The 21,320-nt window shown below is 69.7% G+C and carries 18 protein-coding genes; 4 read left to right on the forward strand and 14 right to left on the reverse strand.

Going from position 1 to position 21,320, the window contains the following annotated elements:
• Positions 1-84: 84 nt before the first annotated feature.
• Positions 85-498, forward strand: a complete 414-nt coding sequence (locus A176_RS40360) for a hypothetical protein (protein ID WP_002637636.1) — start codon at positions 85-87, stop codon at positions 496-498.
• An 11-nt stretch (positions 499-509) separates the two neighbouring features.
• Here A176_RS40360 and A176_RS33115 read toward each other — a convergent pair whose 3' ends face one another.
• Positions 510-1,283: a tetratricopeptide repeat protein gene (locus A176_RS33115; protein ID WP_144429660.1), complete on the reverse strand. Its 774-nt coding sequence runs from the start codon at positions 1,281-1,283 to the stop codon at positions 510-512.
• An 80-nt stretch (positions 1,284-1,363) separates the two neighbouring features.
• Here A176_RS33115 and A176_RS33120 point away from each other — a divergent pair, with 80 nt between their 5' ends.
• On the forward strand, positions 1,364-3,019 hold the full coding sequence (locus A176_RS33120; RefSeq protein WP_002637638.1) for a formate--tetrahydrofolate ligase: 1,656 nt from the start codon (positions 1,364-1,366) through the stop codon (positions 3,017-3,019).
• A 51-nt stretch (positions 3,020-3,070) separates the two neighbouring features.
• On the opposite strand, the gene A176_RS33125 is transcribed toward A176_RS33120, so the two are convergent.
• Together A176_RS33125 and A176_RS33130 are read right to left on the reverse strand one after the other, a co-directional pair.
• Positions 3,071-4,660 (reverse strand): methyl-accepting chemotaxis protein, encoded by a 1,590-nt coding sequence (locus A176_RS33125; protein WP_002637639.1) that lies wholly within the window; start codon positions 4,658-4,660, stop codon positions 3,071-3,073.
• Between the two features lie 300 nt (positions 4,661-4,960).
• The gene (locus tag A176_RS33130; protein WP_002637640.1) at positions 4,961-5,350 is read right to left on the reverse strand and encodes a hypothetical protein; all 390 of its coding nucleotides are present in this window, start codon (positions 5,348-5,350) and stop codon (positions 4,961-4,963) included.
• Between the two features lie 182 nt (positions 5,351-5,532).
• Between A176_RS33130 and A176_RS33135 the strand changes: the two genes are divergently transcribed.
• Together A176_RS33135 and A176_RS33140 are read left to right on the forward strand one after the other, a co-directional pair.
• Complete coding sequence (locus A176_RS33135) at positions 5,533-6,894, forward strand: sigma-54-dependent transcriptional regulator (RefSeq protein ID WP_044890199.1); 1,362 nt, start codon at positions 5,533-5,535, stop codon at positions 6,892-6,894.
• A gap of 119 nt (positions 6,895-7,013) precedes the next feature.
• Positions 7,014-7,481, forward strand: a complete 468-nt coding sequence (locus tag A176_RS33140) for a hemerythrin domain-containing protein (protein ID WP_002637643.1) — start codon at positions 7,014-7,016, stop codon at positions 7,479-7,481.
• A 76-nt stretch (positions 7,482-7,557) separates the two neighbouring features.
• Here the strand turns inward: A176_RS33140 and A176_RS33145 are convergent, their stop codons facing one another.
• The 11 genes from A176_RS33145 to A176_RS33195 form a co-directional block, all read right to left on the reverse strand.
• On the reverse strand, positions 7,558-8,067 hold the full coding sequence (locus tag A176_RS33145) for a type II toxin-antitoxin system MqsA family antitoxin (RefSeq protein ID WP_002637644.1): 510 nt from the start codon (positions 8,065-8,067) through the stop codon (positions 7,558-7,560).
• Positions 8,064-8,363, reverse strand: a complete 300-nt coding sequence (locus tag A176_RS33150) for a DUF4258 domain-containing protein (protein WP_002637645.1) — start codon at positions 8,361-8,363, stop codon at positions 8,064-8,066. The genes A176_RS33145 and A176_RS33150 overlap by 4 nt, the downstream gene beginning before the upstream one ends.
• Positions 8,364-8,561: 198 nt before the next feature.
• Positions 8,562-10,409, reverse strand: coding sequence for a HAMP domain-containing sensor histidine kinase (locus A176_RS33155; protein WP_002637646.1), 1,848 nt, complete (start codon positions 10,407-10,409; stop codon positions 8,562-8,564).
• Entirely contained in the window at positions 10,406-11,575 is a 1,170-nt protein-coding gene (locus A176_RS33160; RefSeq protein ID WP_002637647.1) for a sensor protein KdpD, read from the reverse strand. The genes A176_RS33155 and A176_RS33160 overlap by 4 nt, the downstream gene beginning before the upstream one ends.
• Positions 11,576-11,662: 87 nt before the next feature.
• Positions 11,663-12,298: a potassium-transporting ATPase subunit KdpC gene (kdpC, locus tag A176_RS33165; RefSeq protein ID WP_002637648.1), complete on the reverse strand. Its 636-nt coding sequence runs from the start codon at positions 12,296-12,298 to the stop codon at positions 11,663-11,665.
• 14 nt (positions 12,299-12,312) lie between these two features.
• Positions 12,313-14,373 carry a potassium-transporting ATPase subunit KdpB gene (gene kdpB / locus A176_RS33170; protein ID WP_002637649.1) on the reverse strand — a complete coding sequence of 687 codons (2,061 nt, stop codon included), beginning with the start codon at positions 14,371-14,373 and terminating at the stop codon, positions 12,313-12,315.
• Position 14,374: 1 nt separating this feature from the next.
• Complete coding sequence (kdpA, locus tag A176_RS33175; RefSeq protein WP_002637650.1) at positions 14,375-16,096, reverse strand: potassium-transporting ATPase subunit KdpA; 1,722 nt, start codon at positions 16,094-16,096, stop codon at positions 14,375-14,377.
• 9 nt (positions 16,097-16,105) lie between these two features.
• Entirely contained in the window at positions 16,106-16,195 is a 90-nt protein-coding gene (gene kdpF / locus A176_RS33180; RefSeq protein WP_044890200.1) for a K(+)-transporting ATPase subunit F, read from the reverse strand.
• Positions 16,196-16,302: 107 nt separating this feature from the next.
• Positions 16,303-17,406, reverse strand: coding sequence for a porin (locus A176_RS33185; protein WP_044890201.1), 1,104 nt, complete (start codon positions 17,404-17,406; stop codon positions 16,303-16,305).
• A 185-nt stretch (positions 17,407-17,591) separates the two neighbouring features.
• Positions 17,592-18,608, reverse strand: coding sequence for an NAD-dependent epimerase/dehydratase family protein (locus A176_RS33190; protein ID WP_044890202.1), 1,017 nt, complete (start codon positions 18,606-18,608; stop codon positions 17,592-17,594).
• Positions 18,605-21,316: an SDR family oxidoreductase gene (locus A176_RS33195; RefSeq protein WP_002637654.1), complete on the reverse strand. Its 2,712-nt coding sequence runs from the start codon at positions 21,314-21,316 to the stop codon at positions 18,605-18,607. Before A176_RS33195 ends, A176_RS33190 begins: the two co-directional genes overlap by 4 nt.
• Positions 21,317-21,320 lie beyond the last annotated feature (4 nt).

Consider the following 21,320-nt stretch of genomic DNA (forward strand, 5'->3'; position numbering starts at 1 on the left):
GAGCACGCCTTGCCTGCCCGCCGTGGGAAGCAAGGCTCCGACCCTGGGACCGAGTCCTGTCCGAAAGCGCTAGGCTGCCGGCGCATGAAGACCTCGCGACTCGCGTTGCACCTCCTCGCGCCCGCCCTGATGGTGGGGTGCGCCTCGTCCACCGCCAGCACCCGGCCCACCGAGCCCACGCCCACCACCGAGGTCGCGGCCACGCCCGCCGCGCCTTCCGGCTACGGCTATAGCGAGGACGAGCCCATCCACGTGGGCGGCGGCGTCGACGGTGAGATGGAGTACCTGGAGCACCTGCGCGGCCCACAGGGCCAGAAGGTCCGCTACGAGCGGCGCGGGAGCTGCTGCTTCTTCGAGTCGAAGGAGTCCCCCTTCGGCAGCGGCATGCTCGACGTGTACGACGTCTCCTACGACGGCCTGGCCCAGCCGGTGACGCTGTACCTCAACATGTATGAGCTCAAGGAACCTCGCGCTCCCGAGGGCTTCACCCTGGACTGACGTGACGCGCGTCAGCCGCAGTCGTGGACGAGCGGACCCGCGACGAGCGGGCCCTGCATCCACTCTTCGGAGGGCGCCTCCACACGTCCCTCGGGCTCGAGGGTCAGCTCGTGGAAGTAGGCCGCGCCCTGGTTGAAGTAGGACTCGCGCACCTTCAGCTTCCAGGTGCGTGCCTTCTCCCCCGCCGCCACCGGGGTGAGCTCCACGTCCGTCCCCACGCGGCGCCATTTGGCCGGGGCATGCGGCGTCATGCCCATGCGCGACGCGACGACGCGCTGGTCCGCCGCCATGTCCACCGACTGGACGACACGCCCCGGCGGCGCGTACGCCCACTCCGACTTGGAGCCGAGCACCGCGTCCACCGCGCCCTTCTCCTCCGCCAGCACGGCCACCGCCCGGCGCCACTTCTTGTATTCCTCGCGCGCCTTGAGCACCTTCAAGCCCTGCTGGTCCTCGTCGATTTTCGGGAGGAGGGCCTCGCGGTTCAGCTCCACGGCCTTCGACAGGTCCGCCAGCGCCAGGTACAGCCAGTTCTTGGCGAAGTCGCAGTAGTCGAAGTCATCCCCGTCCTCCATCTTGTGCTGGAGCAGGGTGCGGGTCCGCGCCCGGTTCAGCCGCGCGTAGGGATTGGCGGGGTCCTTCTTCAGCGCCTTCTCGAAGAGCGCGTGGGCCTTCTTGTAGTCCCCCTTTTCATACGCCTTGAAGCCCTGGACGTTGGCGTCGGGCGCGGCGGCCAGCACCGGGCCCGCACCGAGACAGAGCAACAGGCACCACGAAGCACGCATGGAATCCCCCATGAACCCGGTTTCTAACATGCTTCACTCCGGGTGTTGCCCTCACCGAAGAGCGCGAGGAGAGTCCCGGCATGAAGCTGCGAGCCATGAGCGAAGTGGGCGCCGAGTTGGGGCTGGCGCCCGAGGACGTGCTGCCGTGGGGAACCCACCGCGCCAAGGTGTCATTGGACGCGCTCGGCAAGCGGAGCGGAAAGCAGGGCCGCCTGGTGCTGGTGTCCGCCATCAATCCCACGCCGCCGGGTGAAGGCAAGACGACCATGTCGGTGGCGCTGGCCATGGGCCTGCGCAAGCGGGGACGCCGCGCGGTGGCGGCCCTGCGGGAGCCGTCGCTCGGTCCTGTCTTCGGCGTGAAGGGCGGTGGCACCGGTGGCGGTCAGGCCAGCCTGGAGCCCGCGGCCGACATCAACCTGCACTTCACCGGCGATTTGCACGCCATCACCAGCGCCAACAACCTGCTCGCCGCGCTGGTGGACAACGCCGTGTTCTACGGCCAGCCAGTGGCGCTGGACGCCACGCGCGTGCGGTGGCGGCGCGCGCTGGACATGAACGACCGCTTCCTGCGCAACGTCATCGTCGGCCTGGGCGGCAAGGCGCAGGGCGTGCCCCGCGAGGACCACTTCGACATCACCGCCGCCAGCGAGGTGATGGCCATCCTCGCGCTCGCGGAGGGACTGAAGGACCTGGAGGCGCGCCTGGGCCGCGTCATCATCGGCCACAGCCGGGACGGCCAGCCGGTGCGCGCGCAGGACGTGAACGCGGCGGCGGCCATGGTGGCGCTGCTCAAGGACGCGCTGATGCCCAACCTCGCCCAGACGCGCGAGGGCGGCCCGGCCCTGGTGCACGCGGGGCCCTTCGCCAACATCGCCCACGGGTGCAGCTCCGTGCTGGGCACCCGCATGGGCCTGGCCTACGCGGACGAGGTCATCACCGAGGCGGGCTTCGGCTTCGACCTGGGCGCGGAGAAGTTCCTCGACATCAAGTGCCGTGGCGCCGGCATCTGGCCCCGGGGCGTGGTGCTGGTGGTGACGCTGCGGGCGCTGAAGCACCACGGCGGCGCGGCGCCCTCCCGCGTGGCCGAGCCGGACCGCGAGGCCCTGGTCCGCGGCTTCGCCCACCTGGAGAAGCACCTGGAGTCGGTGGCCGCTTTCGGCCTGCCCGCGGTGCTGTGTGTGAATCGCTTCCCCCAGGACCTGGACTCCGAGCTGGAGGAGCTGCGCGCCTTCGGCAAGGCCCGCGGCGTGGAGACGGCGGTGTGTGACGGCTTCTCGCGGGGCGGCGACGGCGCGCTGGAGATCGCGGACCGCGTGCTGGAGATGCTGGACGCCACGGACGCCGCGCCGCCCCAGCCGCGCTTCCTCTACGACGTGACGCAGACGCCCGAGGAGAAGGTGGCCGCCATCGCCCGCACCGTCTACGGCGCGGACGACGTCGCCTTCACCGCGAACGCGAAGAAGGACTTGGAGGCGGTGCGCGAGCTGGGCGGCGCGCAGCTCCCGGTGTGCATGGCGAAGACGCACCTGTCGCTGTCGGACGACCCCACGAAGCTGGGGCGGCCGCGCGGCTTCACCCTCACCGTGCGCGAGGTGCGCCTGTCCGCGGGCGCGGGCTTCCTGGTGGCGCTCACCGGCGACATCCTCACCATGCCCGGGCTGCCGCGTGAGCCAGCGGCCCGCCGCGTCACCGTGCACGACGACGGCCGCGTCACGGGACTGATGCAGGGGGAGTGACGCGCACGCCGGACCGCGGGTGCCACCCAGGACGGTGGCACCCACGCGGGGTCAGGCGCGGAAGCGGGTGGACAGCTCCTGGAGCTGCCCCAACGACGCGTTGATGCGGGTCACCGCCTCCTCGGCGGTCATCGTGGCCGTCACCACGTCCGCCATCATGGAGGACAGCGTCGTCATCACGTCGGTCATCTGCGCGATGCCCGCGTTCTGCTGGGTGACGGAGGCGACAATCTGGCGCGCGGCCTGGCTGCTCTCCTGCACCACGGTGGTGATTTCCTTCAGCGTGTTGGCGGACGCGAGCACCTGCTCGATGCCCTCCTCCATCTTCTCGCTGTCCCCCTCCGCGATGCCCACCGTCTGGCGGATGGCCTGGTTGATTTCGAGGAGAATCTTGCCGATGCGCTGCGTGCTCTGCAGCGACTGGCCGCTGAGCGACCGCATCTCCCGCGCCACCACCGCGAAGCCCCGGCCCTGCTCGCCCGCGCGCGCCGCCTCGATGGCCGCGTTGAGCGCGAGCACGTTGGACTGGTCCGCCAGGTCCTTCACGCTGCCGATGATTTCACCCGCGTGCACGGCCTGGTCGCTCAGGTGCGCGATGCTGCCCACCAACGTGCCCACCCGCTCACGAATCTGCGTGAGGCCCTCGGCGCTCTTCTCGATGGACTCCTGACCCGACACGCCGAACGCATCCGCCTGTCCGGCGACGCGGAGCACCATCTCCGCGCGGCTGGCGGCCATGCTGGACGTCTGCGCGATTTCAGCGATGGTGGTGCTCGCCTCCGTGAGGCTGCGCGACTGGTTGGTGAGGAAGTCCACCTGCTCCTTGCTCGCCTGCGTCAACGTCTGCGCCGCGGCCGTCAGGTCGTCCACCACCTGCTGGATGGTGGTGGGCACCTCGCGCAGCCGGGTCACCATCACCTGGAAGCCGCGCGCCAGCTCGCCCACCTCGTCCTGAGCGCTCACGTCCAGGTCCTGCCGCAGGTCGCCCTTCTCCGCGATGCGCGTGGCCACGTGGGTCAGCTTCGCCAACGGCAGCGTCACCTCCCGGTGCAGCCAGATGGCGAGCCCCACCGTCAGACCGATGCACAGCAGCACCAGCACGCTCACCGTCCACGAGGTGGCGCTGTGCAGGCCGGCGAGCGACGCGTACGAATCCACGATGGCCTGGCCGTCCTCGGCCGCGGCCTGCTCCAGGGCTTCACGCAGCGAAGCCGCCTGGGCGTCCAGCGCCGTCCGCGCCACCTGCGCGTCGCCCGCCACGGCGGCGGCGAGGGCCTGCTCGGCGGCGGCCCAGTACGCGGTGAGCGACGCCTTGAGCGCATCCACCCGCTCCACGTTCGCGCCGGGCACGTCCCGCGCGAGGTCGAGCTTCGCCTGCAACCCGCTCACCTCCGCGCGCAGGGGCTCGAGCCCCCCGGCCACCTTCCCCGCCACCGCGGCCGTCACCCCCAGGTGCAACCCCGGGTAGCGGTGCATCACCTCGCGGCTCAACTCGACCGTGGGAACCTGCGAGTCGCTGATACGCGCGTAGACACCACCGGAACGCGAGCCCAGGGCCATGAACGCGATGAAGATGGCCACCAGGAACACCGCGACGACCGCGGGCAACACCATCATCTTCTGCTTCAGCTTCAAACGCACCGGGCGACCTCCCCACTACCGTGAGCGCACTCCCACCGCCGTTGATTCGTGCCGTGCGTCATCCCGCGGGCGCCTCGAATCCGTGCGGACGGAGTTCACGCCGCGCGAGACGCAGGATAGCCAACTGTGCGCGGACAGGTAACTCTCACGGTCCGTGTCACCACTGTCGACACAGGGAGCCCCGCAATCCGGGTGGGTTCGGGCCCCACCCAGAGCGTGAAACACCCGGTGTTTTCTGTATCGCGAGCTCACCGGGCGGGCGGCCAGGGCCCCAGCGCCCCGGCAGCAGCCCACGCGGCGTCAGCGCACGGCGCGCTGGAGCGCGGGGGCAATCTCCTGCCGGCAGGGTTCGTCACACTCCGTGAAACGGGTGAGGAACTCCGCCATCTGCGCGCAGCGCTTGGGGAAGCGGCTGGTGCCCGCATCACCCGTGCACATCTCGCGGTAGGACTCGCGCGTCTCCTGGAAGAGCGAGGCGCGCTGCACCGGCGACAACGCGTTCAAAGCCCGGTTCTCACCGCCTTGCAGGTACAGCCACACGCCGCCGACGAGCAGCAGCACCAGCCCTATCAGCAGGACCTTGCGCGTCCGCCGCTCCGACGCCGAGGGGCCTCGGGCCCGGGAGAAGACATTCTCCTCCTCGCCATCCTCCGGGGGCGGACCGCCAGCCATCATCCCAATCAAGCGCATACCCCCCTGTTCCATCCCAATCCGGAGGGTAAGGCCAGCACGGTGTGCAGCGGGTGTGCGGCAACCGCCAACAGGGCGGCACGCCTGGGCCGGGTCATCTTCGACATTGCGTGTGCTCCCGCACGCTGGGCGGAAGTCCGGCCGCGGAGCCACGCGGGTCCGTTGCCCCTAGGATGGAAGCCATGGACATTCGGGAGCGCCCCATGCGGGTGCTGGTGGTGGACGACGAACGGAACATCCGCCACACCTTGCGGGTGTGCCTGGAGGGGTTCGGCTGCGAGGTGCGCGAGGCCGCCACGCCGGACGCCGCGCTGGCCGCGCTGGCGCAGGGCCCCGTCGACCTGGCCTTCGTCGACCTGCGGCTGGGCACGGCCAGCGGCCTGGAGCTGCTGCCGAAGCTGCTGGCCGAGTCCCCGCACCTGGACGTCGTGCTCATCACCGCCTACGCCACCTTCGACACCGCCGTGGAGGCCATGCGGCGCGGCGCTCGGGACTACCTGCCCAAGCCCTTCACGCCCGCGCAGATTCGCCACGTGGTGGACCGGGCCCGGCGGCACCGGGAGCTGGCGTCCCAGTTGGAGGATTTGGAGGGGCAGCTCTCGCAGGCGGTGCCGGAGGCCACGCTGGAGACGGCCTCCCCCGCGATGCATGCGGCCATCGGCTTGTTGACGCGCGCGGCGACGTCCGACGCGGCGGTGCTGCTGCGCGGGGAGAGCGGCACGGGCAAGGGCGTGCTCGCCCGGGCGCTGCACTCGATGAGCGCGCGGCGGCGCAGGCCCTTCGTCACGGTCAACTGTCCCACGCTGTCGGAGCAGTTGCTGGCGAGCGAGCTGTTTGGCCACGTGCGCGGCGCCTTCACGGGGGCGGTGAAGGACCAGCCCGGCCGGGTGGAGGCGGCGGAGGGCGGCACGCTGTTCCTGGACGAAATCGCGGAGATGAGCCCGGGGCTTCAAGCGCAACTGTTGCGCTTCCTCCAGGAGAAGCAGTTCGAACGGCTGGGCGAGGGTCGCACGCGCAAGTCGGACGTGCGCGTGGTGGCGGCGACGAACCGCGACCTGGAGAAGGACGTGGCGGAGGGGCGCTTCCGCGAGGACCTGCTGTACCGGCTCAACGTCATCGAGGTGAAGCTGCCGTCCCTGCGCGAGCGGCCGGAGGACCTGCTGGCGCTGGCGCTGCGGTTCGTTGCGTTCTTCTCGCGCGCGGCGCAGCGACCGCCGCCGGAGCTGTCTCCTGCGACGGAGAAGATGCTGCTCGCCTATGGCTGGCCGGGCAACGTGCGAGAGCTGCGCAACGCGATGGAGCGAGCGCTCATCGTCTGGCCCGCCGCGGTGCTGGAGCCGCAGGCGTTCCCAGACCGCATCGCCGCGGCCGGCGGCCCGGGGATGGCGCTGGGTGGGCCGCATTCGCTGGAGGACATCGAGCGCGAGCACGTGCTGCGCGTCATGGCCTCGGCCCCTACCTTGGACGAAGCGGCGAGGGTGCTGGGTATCGATGCGTCCACGCTGTGGCGGAAGCGGAAGAAGTACGAGTCGGGCGAGGGCTGACCGCGACGGCGAGGGGTGGGAACCGGGCGGGGCCCCGCGTGCCTGGAGTGGTGATTGCGAGGCCTTGGAGACGTGCGGACCGTTGCGGGACACGGGAACCGATTCCAAGGAGCGCAAACGTGGACGTGATTGACCTGTTGATGCAGCAGCACCGCGAGGTCGAGGCGCTGTTCGACGCGTGTCGCGCGGCGAAGGACGACGCGAGCAAGAAGGAACTCTGTGTCCAGCTCGCGGAGGCGCTCACGTTGCACTCCACCATCGAGGAGCGCTGGGTGTACCCCGCGGCCCGCCGGGTGGTGGGCAACGCGCTGATTCAAGACTCCATCGAGGAGCACGGGGAGATGACGCAGCTCATCGCCCAGATGATTCGAGCCCGCAACGACGTGAAGAAGCTGACGTCACTGGTGGGCGAGCTGGAGAAGGTGGTGAAGGACCACGTGACGATGGAGGAGCGGGACGTGCTGCCCAAGCTCGGCCAGAAGGTCACCGAGGAGGACCTGGGCATGTCGTGCAAGGACATCGTCCGCACCGCGTCCGAGGTCCGCCGCGAGGAGATGCGGAAACTGGAGGGGCAGGCGAGCGTCTGAGGCCCAGGCGTCACCTCGCACATCGAAGGTGCGGCGAGCGGCCCCGGGAGGGATTCGCTCGCCGCAGCCGCACTCCTCAGTTGGCCGTGACAGTCAGCATGCCGCTGCTGTCGGGGCGCCACGCGGACTTCTCCGCGAAGATGCGAACAGGCGCGGCCGTCCGCTTCGCGGAGACGTCATCGAACGACTTCACGGTGTAGTTCCGTTCGTGAAGCTCCAACATCACCATCAGCCGAAGAAGCAGTTCGAAATGCCAACTGAACTCCTCGGCGCCGGTCTCCCAGCGGGAAACCGCCTCGGGCCGTACGTTGATGCGCTTGGCGAAGTCCGCCTGCGAAAACCCCAGGTGCTTGCGCAAGAACCTCACTTCGGATGGCGTCAGCAGGCTGTTCTTCGCAGCCAGGGCCTTCGCAATCGTCCGGTGCAGCTCCTTCAACTTCGGAAGCACGACCTCGCGTTCGTGGCACTTCTCGCACCGGCGCTCCGTCACCCCCACGAGAACCACATCCTCCAGCCCACTCTCGTCGAAGTGGTAGCTGTCGAGCCGTGTCTCCAAGACCTCCCCGCCGCAGCTTTCACACTTCATGACTTCCTCCACACCGACACGATGACCAATTCGTGCGCCTCGCCAGCTTCGTCACAGCGAAAAGCCACCGCGAGCCCCATGCGTGGGGTTTCGATGACGTAGGTCCACCGCCCATCCCTTTGCTCGCCCTCGCTGTTGATGAATCCGCCTTCGATGATGTTCTCGATGTCCGTCGTCGCGAGGCGCCGCTCCTTCATCCGGTCCTTCGCGTGTTGCTTGAGAACCACCGAGCCCTCGTCCAAGAGACGACGCGCGAACTTGAGCGCATCGGAACGCTTGAAGGGTTCCTTGCTCAACGCCCTGCCCCCTCGACCACGGCGACCCAAGACTTGCGGTCACCGCAAGTCCAATTAACAATACCCACCCTGACCACGCAAGGGCGCTACTCCACCGACCGTGGCCATTGAAGTCTCGCCCTACCGTTCGCGGCTATAGCAGGGCGGTCCCACGCGCCAGGTTCCCTGGGAACGCCAACACGTCCTACCTGCAGTCCCTCACGTCGTCACAGGTGCAGGCTCTTCTCGCCGGGGCACGGTGAACCAGAACGTGCTGCCCTGACCGGGCGCGCTCACTACGCCGATGTCGCCGCCGTGCGCCTGGACGATGTCCTTCGCAATCGACAATCCCAGCCCCGCGCCGCCCGATGGCGCGCCCGGCGCCCTGTAGAACTTCTCGAAGATGCGCGCCTGTTGCTCCGGCGCGATTCCCTCCCCGGTATCCCGCACCTCGAAGCGCACACCTCGCGCCTCCCGTGACACGCGGACCTCCACCTCCCCGCCCGGGGGCGTGTACTTCACCCCGTTGCCCACCAGGTTCCCCAACACCAACCCCAAGCGCTCCGGGTCCACGTCCACCGGCTCCACATCCAGCGCCACCTGCTTCGTCAGCCGAACCCCGCGCTCGGCCGCCGCTGACCGCTGTGCATCCAACGCCGCGTCCACCAGCTCCTCCGCCGGCACCCGGCGAATCTCCAACTGAAGCTGCCCCGCCTGGATGCGCGACAAATCCAGCAGGTCATCCACGATGCCCTGCAACCGCTCACAATCCTCGCGCGCCGCGAACAGCAGGTCCGCCTGCTTCTCCGTCACCGGTCCCACCACGCCCTCCGTCACCAGGTGCAAGGCCATGCGCAACGACGTGAGCGGCGTGCGGAACTCGTGCGCCACCGTGGCCACCAGGTCGTTCTTCAACTCGTCGAAGCGCCGCAGCCGCGTCACGTCCTGGAGAATCACCGTGGCCCCCACCACCTCGCCCGACTCCCCGTACACCGGACTGCCGCGCGCCAGCAGCCACCGGTCGCCGTCCGGCAGCGGCGCCCGCACCGCCTCCTCGTAGCCGCGCGGCTGGTAGGCGCCCTTCCCCGACAGCACATGCTCGCGCACCCGCTCCAGCACCCCACGAGCCTCGGGCACCACGCGCCCCAACATGTCCCCGCCCGACTCCAGCGACACCCTCAGCACGTCCTCCGCCGAGCGGTTCACGTTGAGCAAGCCCCCATCCGCGCCGAACACCACCACCGGGTCCGGAAGGCTGTCGATGGCCGCCTGCGACGCGGCCTGCGCCTGGAGCAGCTCGCCCAGGCTGCTGCGCCGGTACTGCTGGAGCGCCTCCGCCATGGCGTTGAAGTCCTTGCCCACCTGCGCGATTTCGTCCTTCCCCTCCACCACCGCGCGCGCCGCGTAGTCGCCTTCGCCCAGGCGCCGCACCGCCTGCGACAACACCGACACCGGCCGCAACGCTCGGTGCGTCAGCGACTGCGACGCGAGCAACCCCACCACGAAGGCCACCAGCACCGCCGTCACCATGACCGTGTTCACCCGCGCGCTCTGGATGCGCAGCGCCTCGCTCTTGCGCACCATGGCGTCCTGGTTCAGGTCCAGGATGGCCCGCGCCGCGCCCGTCACCTCTTCATACGCGGGCTCCAGCTCGCGGAAGTACAGCTCCCTCGAGGCCTCCAACGTCGACTGTGACAGGAACACATCGTAGACCGCCTGGTAGCTCCGCCAGCCCTCGCGCAGCCGCGCCGTCGCCGCATCTTCATCGGGCTCGGTGACGTTGCCCTCCTGAACTCGAAGCTGAGCCTCCACGCGCCCGCGCTGCGCTGTCTGCTGCGCCAGTCCCCGCTCCCGCTCCCCCGCGAGGATGAAGAGCGCCGCGCTGTCCATGCGCTCCAACTGCGCCATCAGCTCCTGCGCGGCCAGGACACTGCGGTAGTTCTCCTGCAACACCCGCGGCCCCGCCTGCCCCAACCGGGACAACGTCACCACCGCCACCACGCCCACCAGCAACAGCGCCACGGCCAGCGGGGCTTGTGCCAGCATCAACCGTCCGCGCAGCGTCATGGCCGACGTCCTTCCTGCGGGGACTCGAAGGCGACGACGTGGATGTCGAAGCCTCGGCCCTCACGCACCAGGCGCACGTCCACCGCGCGTCCCAGCCGCTGCTTCCACCAGGGTTGGTGCGAACGCCCGACGATGATGTGCCCCACCCCGTGCGAGCGCGCGAAGTCGAGGATGCCCTCCACCGGGTCCGTGGCCCGCAGGCGAACCACCTCCGCGCCCAGCTCCTTCGCCTTCTCGATGTTCGCCAGCAGGTGCCGCTGCGCCTCCGCGTCGATGAGGTGCGGCGCCTCGCGCGGCGTCTCCACGTACACCACGAACCAATCCGTGTTCAGCCGGCCCGCCATCCGCGAACCCCGACGCAAGAGCGTCGCCGCGTGCCGGGGGTAGCTCGACAGCGCCACCAGCACCCGGCCCCAGGCCGCGCCTCGCTGTGAGCCTTCGTCACCCGCTCCCTGCTGCGGTCGCGAGGTGGCGCGCTCCAGGCTCTCCGCCACCTCGCGCAGAGCCAGCTCGCGCAACGTCGCAAGGTTCTCATCCCGGAAGAACCGCTCCAACGCCTGCGGCACCTTTTCCTTCGCGTAGATTTTCCCCGCCCGCAGCCGCTCGTGCAGGTCCTCCACCGCCAGGTCCAAATTCACCACCTGGTCGGCGGATTTGAGGAAGCTGTCCGGCAGCGTCTCGCGCACGGTGACGCCGGTGGCGCGCTCCACCAAATCGTTGAGGCTCTCCAGGTGCTGGACGTTGAAGGCGCCAATGACGTTGATGCCGGCGTCCAGCAGCGCCTGCACGTCCTGGTAGCGCTTGCGGTGGCGGCACACCGGCAGGTTGGTGTGGGCCAGCTCGTCCACCACCGCCACCTGGGGCTTGCGCGCGAGCACCGCGTCCAGGTCCATCTCCTCCACGGTGACGTCGCGGTACGTGTACTGCTTGCGAGGCACCACCTCCAGGCCCTCGACCAAAGCCTGCGTCTCCGCGCGCTCATGGGGCTCCACGAAGCCGAGCACCACGTCCACGCCTCGGCGCTTCAGCGCGTGCGCCTCCTCCAGCATCCGGTAGGTCTTCCCCACGCCGGCCGCGAAGCCGATGTAGAGCTTGAGCCGGCCCCGGCGGCCGCGCTCCACCAGCTCCAGGAAGTCTTCCGCCCGCGTGCGCCGCGTTGTCGTCATTCCCTACCCATCCGGTGAGACGCCGGGCGGAGGATGCCCTCGCGCCCGGCGAAGCTCATGTGGTGACTGCGGGTGCCCCCGCAAGGCTCAAGGTGCGTCCTGGAGCGGAGGCGCTCCTCCACCCACGCCTGGCGCCTCGTCCGAAAGCGGCCCGAAGCGACGGTCCAACGCCAGGTTCAACAGCAGGACGTTGACTCGCGGTTCACCCAGCACGCCGAAGGTGCGCCCCTCCACGAGCGCATCCACCACGGCCGTCACCCGCGCGGGCGCCACACCTCGCGCGCGCGCCACCCGGGGCACCTGCCAGCGCACCGCGTCCGGGGACAGGTGCGGATCCAGCCCCGACGCGGACGTCGTCACCAGCTCGGCCGGCACGGCCCCGGGGGCATCCGGGTTCTCCCAGCGCAGGCGCGCCACGGTCGCCGTCACGCGGTCCTTCAGCTTCTGGGACGTGGGGCCCAGGTTGCTGCCCGAAGACGCCGCGCCGTCGTAGCCGGAGCCCGCGGCGGAGGGACGAGAGGCGAAGTACCCCGCCCGCGTGAAGCCCTGGCCAATGAGCGCGCTGCCCACCACGCGGCCCCGCTCGTCCTTCACGAGCGAACCATTGGCTTCAGTGGGAAAGAGAAGCTGGGCCAATCCAGTGACGGCCAGCGGATACAGCAGGCCCGTGAGCACCAGCGTGACGAGGCAGGTGCGCAGGCCGGTGAGCAGTGTGGAGAACATGAGGATGACGCCTTTCAAGCCAGGCCCACGGTGCCGAGCAGCACGTCGATGACCTTGATACCCACGAAGGGAACGATGACGCCACCCACGCCGTAGAGGAGCAGGCTGCGCCGCAGCAATGCCTCGGCGCCCAGGGGGCGGTAGCGCACGCCCTTCAGCGCCAGGGGGATGAGCAGGATGATGATGAGTGCGTTGAAGATAACCGCCGACAGCACCGCGCTGAACGGCGAGGCCAGCCCCATCACGTTGAGTGGCGCGATTTCGGGAAACACGCCCATGAAGAGCGCCGGGAGGATGGCGAAGTATTTCGCCACGTCATTGGCGATGGAGAAGGTGGTAAGCGTGCCCCGCGTCATCAGGAGTTGCTTGCCCACCTCCACCACCTCCAACAGCTTGGTGGGGTTGGAGTCCAGGTCCACCATGTTCCCGGCTTCCTTCGCCGCCTGGGTGCCGGTGTTCATCGCCACGCCCACGTCGGCCTGGGCTAGCGCGGGCGCGTCGTTGGTGCCGTCGCCCGTCATGGCGACGAGCTTGCCCTTGTTCTGCTCCGCGCGGATGAGCGCCAGCTTCGCTTCGGGGGTGGCTTCCGCGAGGAAGTCGTCCACGCCCGCCTCGCGGGCGATGGCCGCGGCGGTGCGCGGGTTGTCGCCCGTAATCATCACGGTGCGGATGCCCATGGCGCGGAAGCGCTCGAAGCGCTCCTTGATGCCGCCCTTCACCACGTCCTTCAGGTGGATGATGCCGAGCAGCCGCGAGCCATCCGCCACTGCCAGCGGCGTGCCGCCCGCGTCACCGATGCGGCCAGCCGCCTGCGCCAACTCGTCCGGCACGGCGCCACCCTGGGACTTCACGTGCACGACGATGGCGTCCACCGCACCCTTGCGGATGCTGCGCGGCAGTGGGTCCACCAGGTCGCACCCGCTCATGCGCGTCTGCGCGGTGAAGGGCACGAAGGTGGCGTGGTGCGCCTGGAGCTCGCGCGGGCGCATCTTGTAGGTGTCCTTCACCAGCGTGACGACGGAGCGGCCCTCAGGCGTCTCGTCCGCGAGGCTGGCGAGCTGCGCGGCCTCGGCGAGCTCCTCCATCCGTACGCCCGGCATGGGCAGCAGCTCCGTCGCCATGCGGTTGCCCAACGTAATCGTTCCTGTCTTGTCCAGGAGGAGCGTGTCCACGTCTCCCGCCGCCTCCACCGCGCGCCCGCTCATGGCCAGCACGTTCTTGCGCAAGAGCCGGTCCATGCCCGCGATGCCAATGGCGCTCAGCAGGCCGCCAATCGTCGTGGGGATGAGGCACACCAGCAGCGCCACCACCGCCGTACCCGACAGCGGTACGCCCGAGTAGAGCGCCAGCGGCACCAGCGTTACGCATGCCAGCAGGAAGATGAGGGTGAGGCCCACCAGCAGGATGTGGAGCGCCACCTCGTTGGGTGTCTTCTGCCGCGCCGCGCCCTCCACCAAGCCAATCATCCGGTCCAGGAAGGACTCGCCCGGGTTGGCGGAGATGCGCACGCGGATGCGGTCGGAGAGCACCTTGGTCCCGCCCGTCACCGCCGAGCGGTCACCGCCCGACTCACGAATGACGGGGGCGGACTCACCTGTAATCGCGGACTCGTCCACGCTGGCGATGCCCTCCACCACCTCGCCGTCACCCGGGATGAGGTCCCCGGCCTCGCAAATCACTTCGTCGCCCTTGCGCAGGTCGGGAGCGGGCACGTGCTCCTCGCGGCCGTCCTTCCAGCGTCGCGCGGTGGTGTCCTTGCGCATCTTCCGCAGCGCGCCGGCCTGGGCCTTGCCACGGCCCTCCGCTACGGCCTCCGCGAAGTTGGCGAAGAGCACGGTGAACCACAGCCACAGCATCACCTGCACGGTGAAGCCTGGCGGCGCGGCATCCGCGCGCGGCGACACCACGTCCTTCACCACCAGCACCGTGGTCAGCAGGCTCCCGGCCCACACCACGAACATGACGGGGTTTCGCGCCACGTCGCGCGGGTGGAGCTTGCGCAAGCTGTCCAGCAGCGCGGGTTTGAGCAGCGACGCGTCCAACAGCGACGCCGGTTTCGAGGCAGGCGAGGACATCTCAGTAGACCTTTCCAACCCCGGCGAGGAAGTGCTCGACGATGGGGCCCAGGGAGAGGACAGGGAAGAACGTGAGCGCGCCGACGATGACAATCACGCTCGCCAGCAAGCCGGTGAAGAGCACGCCATTGGTGGGGAAGGTGCCCGGGCCCGCCGGCACCACCTTCTTGCCCACCATGGAGCCGGCGATGGCCAGCGCGGGCACCATCATCAGGAAGCGCCCGGCGAGCATCGCCACGCCCAGGGTGATGTTCCAGAAGGGCGTGTTGGCGTTGAGGCCCGCGAAGGCGCTGCCGTTGTTGGCCGTGCCGCTGGTGTACGCGTAGAGGATTTCCGACAGGCCGTGCGGTCCCGCGTTGTTGAGCGAGGACACGCCCTGCGGCAGCGCCGCCGCAATCCCGGCGAAACCCAGGACGAAGAGCGGGAAGATGAGCACGTACAACATGGCGAGCTTCATCTCGCGGGCTTCGATTTTCTTGCCCATGTACTCGGGCGTGCGGCCCACCATGAGCCCGGCGATGAAGACGCTGAGCACCACCATGACGAGGATGCCGTAGAGACCCGCGCCCACGCCGCCGAAGACGACCTCACCCAACTGCATGTTGACCAGGGGCACCAGGCCACCCAGCGGCGTGAAGCTGTCGTGCATCGCAATCACCGCGCCGCACGAGGCCGCGGTGGTGATGGCGGCGAAGAGCGCGGAGGCGGTGATGCCGAAGCGCGCCTCCTTGCCCTCCATGTTCCCCATCTGCGCCACCTGACCGGCGGCCGCGACTGCGGGGTTGCCCTGGGACTCAGCCGCGTACACCGCCGCCACGCCCGCGAGGAAGAGCACGGACATGGCCGCGAGCAGGGCCCAGCCCTGCCGCGTATCCCCCGCCATCTTCCCGTACGTGTACGTGAGCGCGGCGGGGATGGCGAAGATGGACAGCATCTGCACCAGGTTGGTGAGGGGCGTGGGGTTCTCGAAGGGGTGGGCGCTGTTGGCATTGAAGAAGCCACCGCCGTTGGTGCCCAGCATCTTGATGGCCTCCTGCGAGGCCACCGGTCCCTGGGCCAGCGCCTGGCTGGTGCCCTCCAACGTGACGAGCTGGGTGTAGGGCGCGAAGTTCTGGAGCACGCCCTGCGACACCAGGAAGAGCGCGTAGACGACGCAGAAAGGCAGCAGCACGTAGAGGGTGGCGTTCATCAGGTCCACCCAGAAGTTGCCCAGCGTCTTCTGGCCTTCCGGCCCGTGCCGGCGCGTGAAGCCGCGCCCCAGCGCCAGAGCCACGCCGATGCCCGCGGCGGCGGAGACGAAGTTCTGCCACGCCAGGCCCGCCATCTGCGTGAAGTAGCTGAGCGAGGACTCTCCTCCGTAGGCTTGCCAGTTGGTGTTGGTGGTGAAGCTGACGGCGGTGTTGAAAGCCAGCTCCGCCGGCACCGCGGCCATTCCCTGCGGGTTGAGCGGCAGCACGTGCTGTGCGCGCTGGATGACATAGACGATGAGGACGCTGAAGAGGCTGAACGCCAACAGCGAGCCGGCGTAGTCAACCCACGACTGCTCGCGCCGGTCCGCGGCGCCGCACAGGCGCAGCAGCACGCGCTCCACGGGGCCCAGCACCCGAGACAGCGGGCGGGTGTCTCCTTCAAAGACACGGAAGAGATAGGCGCCCAGCGGCTTCGTCACCGCCAGCACCAGGGCGAAGAACAACAGGATTTGGGACAAACCGATGAGGGACATGGCAGGGGCCTAGAAGCGCTCCGGGCGGAGCAGCGCATAGATGAGGTAGGCGCCGAGCAGCACGGCCAGTACGGCGCCCGCGGCGTATTCGAAGGTCATGGTGAGTGCCTCACAGGCGCTCGCAGCCGTGGACGTAGGCCCAGGCGAGCGCGAAGAAACCGGTGACGGAAAGGACAAGCACGACGTCCATGGGGCTCAACTCCCGTTCAGAAGTAGGCGACGGCACCGAGCACGATGAGCGTCTCGGAGTCCTTGAAGGTGGGCACGCCCTCCACGCCAGTGGCGCGGGCGGTGAAGACTTCTGCGGTGGAGGTGTCGTGCCGCGCCTCCAGCTTCAGGACGAGGTGTTCGGCGGGCTTCATCTCCAGGGTGAGCGTGCCGCTCGCCAACGTCTGCGCGGTGCCAGAGATGACGCCGTCCCGGTCGCGATACGCCTCCACGCGGGCCGCCAGGGCCACGGGCTCCGTGAGCTGCACGCGTGCGTTGAAGCCCGCCGCGTACCAAAGGGCCGCCTCCTGTCCGGAGCGCGCCTGCCGGCCCACGTCGGCCGTGGCCGCCAGGGAAAATGCCCGCGTCACCTTCCAGGTGGCGACGACGTCCGCGAAGAGGCGCAGCCCTCCATCACCCTCCTCGCCCACGAAGGTGTTGAAGGCCGCGGACAGCCTCGGCCCCGAGTAGGCCACCTGGGTGCCCAGCGCCTTGCCGCGGTTGTTCTCGCCAATCGTCTGCCAACCGTTGAGCAGGTGAAGCTGCGCGCTCCACGCGTCATCGAAGGCCCAGGTGCCCTTGAGGCCTGACTGGTAGTAGGGCGACATTTCGCCCATCCACGAGCGCGTGTAGTTCCAGTTGAGCTGCGATTGGAAGGACTCCAGGCCGATGTGGCTGGGATAGACGCCCGCCTCCAGCGTCAAGGGACCCGTCGCGTATGAGACGGTGGCTTGCTGGAGATGGCGCCACACGTCGGGGCCGATGGCAACGCCTTCGGGTTCGGCCTGGTGCAGCACCTCGATGCCCGTGCCGAAGCCCAGCAGCACCTTGAAGCCCACGGGCGCGGGCGCCAACGACACGCCCAGTGAGGCGAGGTTGATGGAGACTTCGTTGTCCCGCTTCGCGGTGGTGCCGGCTCCCGCGATGAAGTTGCCACCATCGGAGGGGCGGTTGAGGTTGCGCGCGTAATACACATCCACCCCGCCCTCCACCTTCAGGCGGGACAGCACACCTGGGGGTTCAGTGACGGGAGCGGGCTCGGGTGAAGGAGCCTGGGACAGGAGGACCGCGGACAGCAGGGGGGACAAGGATGTTGGGAGCATGGGTCGTGCCCCTGCCTTGAGCATCCGCCGTGCCTCCCCCGAGCACGGGTCCCCTGTCACATTTCAAGGGCTTGCGGGCCCACGTGCGCAGCGCGGATTGCAATCTGCACGAACTGGGTCGTCGGGCTCGTGCGGACTGAAAGCCCGCCCGGCCGCGCGCGAAGGCGGCCGGGCTTGCCGCAGACCTAGCGGTGCGCCGCCTTCCGCGGCGCGTGCTCACGCAGCCACGAGACGGTCTCCACCAGCGTCTGGCGCGGCGGACGCACCGTGTGGCCCAGCTCGCGCTCACTCCACAGCGATGACAGGCCCCAGTAGCAGGTGCTCATCTCCAGGACGACGGGGTCCGGGAGCCAGCGCGGCGAGGAGCTCCGAGCGACCCGGGCCACGCCCTCCAGCAACCAGTTGGGCACCTGCCGCTCGGTGACGGAGGTGTACGACACCTCGCTCACCATCCGGAAGAAGGCCCCGAGCGTCGAGGCCGTCCCGGGCAGGTGGTAGATGGAGCGTGGCTGCTCCAGCTCCGTCAGCCGCGTGAGCGACGCCGCCACGTCCCGCACGTCCGTGAAGTGCATGCCGCCCCGAGGCACCACGGGCAGCCGGTGCTCCAGCACACGCAGCACATGCCCCGTCGAGCGAAAGCGGTGGTCGCCCGGCCCCAGCAACACGGGGGGCCGCACGATGACCAGCTCGACGCCCAGCTTGTCCGCCAGCCGCCGAGCCTCCTTCTCCGCGCGAATCTTCGACGCGTAGTACGGCCAGCGGCCCGCCAGCGCCTCCGCGTGAGGCGCGTGCTCGTCCGCGACGACGTCCGGGAAGCGGAAGCAGCCCACCGTGCCGGAGCTCGAAACGTAGACGAGCCGCGCCCCCAGCGCGCTCGCCACGCGCACCATGTGGAGCGTGCCCTCGACGTTGAGCGTCTCCATCTCCTCCGGCGCCACGCGCGAGTGCTTCACCTGCGCCGCCAGATGGAACACCGTCTTCACGTCCGCGAGCGCCGGGTCCCGCATCCACGCATCTGGCGCCAACGGCCCGCCCTCGACGACGTGGACGGGCCCCGCTTCGGAGACCCAGTCCTGCCGCACCCATTCGTCCGGACGCCGTACCAAGACGGCGGCGGGGACGTTCCGCGCGCGCAGGGCCCCCAGCAGATGCCGTCCGAGAAAGCCCGTCGCTCCAGTCACCAACACGCGAGGCGTACTCATGATGCCACCCTCCGCTGCGCCAACTCATCCGCCGCCGCGCCCTTGAGCACGCAGCCGTCCAGGAAGTCTTTCAAGGCCTCCGCCCGCGGACCCCACGCGTGGGCACCCGACTCCATCCGGACCAGGATCTCCCGCTCCACCAGCGCCTGGAAGGCGTCCTCCAGGTGCGGCAGATGGGCGGAGGGATACGTCTCCAACACCGCCCGCGCGGTGGTGTGCGCGGGTGCCGCGGCGTCCGGCGAACCCAGGCCCCGCGCGACGAGCGCGTAGTCGAACGCCACCGGCGCGAAGAGCGCCTCCACCACCCGCTGCAACCGGACGTCCTCCGTGGGCGTCTCGGCGGCGGGCGGCATCCAGCCCTGGCGCTCCACGTGCAACCGCAGCGCGAGCGAGTCCGGGAAGAGCGCGAGCGCATCCCCATGGAACCAGTGCATCCACTGGTTGCGCAGCGACTGGTGGAACGCGGCCGACGTGTCCTCGGGGACCGGCAGCGCGCTGTCGAGCACCCGCCCACCCCGGGCCCGGATGGCCGCCGAGAGCCACGCCACGTCGACCCCTTCCAACTGCGTCTGCGCGAGGAAGGCGCGAAGGTGGAAGGCCGTGGTGGTGATGCACCGCTGCTGCTCGGCCACGAGCTTGCGGCTCAGCGCGCCCACGTCCGCCGACGGCGCCAGCAGCAAGGGCTCACCACAGGCCAGGTGGATGCGGCCCAGGCGCACCTGCCCCCGCGCGAGCTGCGCCAGCCACTTGAGGATGGCCGGCAGCGACATGCGCGAGCGCGCGCCACCGCCCAGCTCACGCTCGAACGCGGCCTCCTCCGGCACACGGTCGTAGGAGATGGCGATGGGCAGCACCGTGAAGGCACCGCCCGTGTCCTGAAGCCCGCGAAGCAGGCCGCGCCGGGGCGCCAGGACGCGACGCGCACGGCTGCGCTCCCCTTCCACGAAGAACATCAGCGAGGCCCTCGCGCCGACGAGCCGCCGCAGCTCCTCGCCCACCGCCGGGTCCGCCTTGCCCACGCCCCGGCGGATGTAGAAGGCCCGCGCCTCGCGGAGCAGGTTACCCACGACGGGGATGCGGGAGAACTCCTCCGCCGCGGCGATGTGCGGCACCGCGATGCCCAGCTCGGGGTGCTGGAAGCAGAGGTAGCTCATCAACAGGAAGTCGAAGTAGCTGCGGTGCGTGGGCGCCAACACGAACAGCGTGTCGGGCGGCGCCGCCGCCACCGCGCGCTCGAACGACGGCCGGTCGAAGGTGACGGTGGCCGTGCATTGGCGCAGCGTCTTGCGCAGCGCGATACCCAGCGAGCGGATGGCCCACGGCGCGGCCGGCTTGGTGCGCAGCCACTCCACGTCACCCAGCGTGTCGTCGTGCGCCTTGCCCGCCAGCGGCATCTGCGTCTCGTCCAGGCGCAGCAGGTGCTGGTAGAGGCTGCGGTTGACGATGTCCAGGTACGCCTGGGGGGTGTAGCCCTCCAGCGCCGCGGGGATGGACGGGCGGAAGTCGAAGGTGTGGTGCGTGAAGTACTCGAACGCCGCGTTCATGTACCGCACGCGCTCGTCCACCTTCTCCAGCTTGCGCCGCTGCTGGTTCTTCTTCGTCGCCGTCAGCAGCGCGCTCATCGCGGCCATCGGCAGGCCTCGCCGCAGCAGGTCCTCGCGCGAGAAGCCGTGCTCCTGGCGGCCCACGAACATGCCCGGCCACGCCTTGGCGCCCGGACGCTCGCGGAAGAAGCGCGTCGTCGTGTCCACGGACAGGTCCACGCGCAGCGCCTTCTCCACGCCCATCACCGCGTAACGGATGGGCACGGGCTCACCCGGCGCGGGCATCCTCCCTTGGAAGGCCGCTTCCACGATGCGGTTCGACACCACGTCCACCGGCACCACGTCCAGCCGCACGCCCGGGTCCGCCACCCACGCCTTCACGATGCCCAGGCCGGCGTACAGCAGGCAGCCCGCGAAGGCCGCCGCGCTGTCCAACCAGCCCGGGAACGGCGCGCGCCAGGACGCGGAGATGATGCTCGGCCGGACGATGGTGAGCGGCACGTCGCCACGGCGCTCGCACAGCAGGTGCTCGGCCAGGCACTTCGTGTACGTATAGGTGTTGGGGTGCCCCGTCTCGGCCTTGAGCTCCTGCTCGGAGCGCGAGCCGTCCAGGATGGCCTGGTACAGCGCCTCCGCGGGACGCGGCAGGTGCGCCAGCGTCTCCGGGATGGGGCCCGGCCGCCACGCCGTCACGTACGCGGTGGACACGTCCACCATGCCCACGAGCGAGCGACAGGCCCGCGCCAGCTCCAGCACGTTGAGCGCGCTGGTGATGTTCGACGCCGCCGCGACCTTCACCGGCAGGTCGAAGTCCACGCTGGCCGCGCAGTGGATGACGTGGGTGGTGCGCGCCGTCACCGCGGCGAAGTCCGCCTCGGAGAGGCCGCAGCGCGGCTCCTCCAAATCGCCTCCCACCACCGACACCCACTGCTCCCAGCCGGTGGGCAGTCCGCGGAACACCTCGGCCTTCCGCACCCGCTTCTGGAAGCGCGTCTCCGGGGTCGTGACACGTCCCGCCTGCCCCTTCTCCGGGCGGATGAGGACGCTCACCGCGCCCAGCCCCAGCTCCTCCCGGCGGCGCAGCAACTCCTCCAGGACGACCTTGCCCACGAAGCCCGTCACGCCCGTCAGGAGGACGTGGGCCTTGTTCGTTGTATCAACCATGGTG

Origin of the sequence: Myxococcus hansupus (assembly GCF_000280925.3) — a bacterium.
Taxonomy (GTDB): Bacteria; Myxococcota; Myxococcia; order Myxococcales; family Myxococcaceae; genus Myxococcus; species Myxococcus hansupus.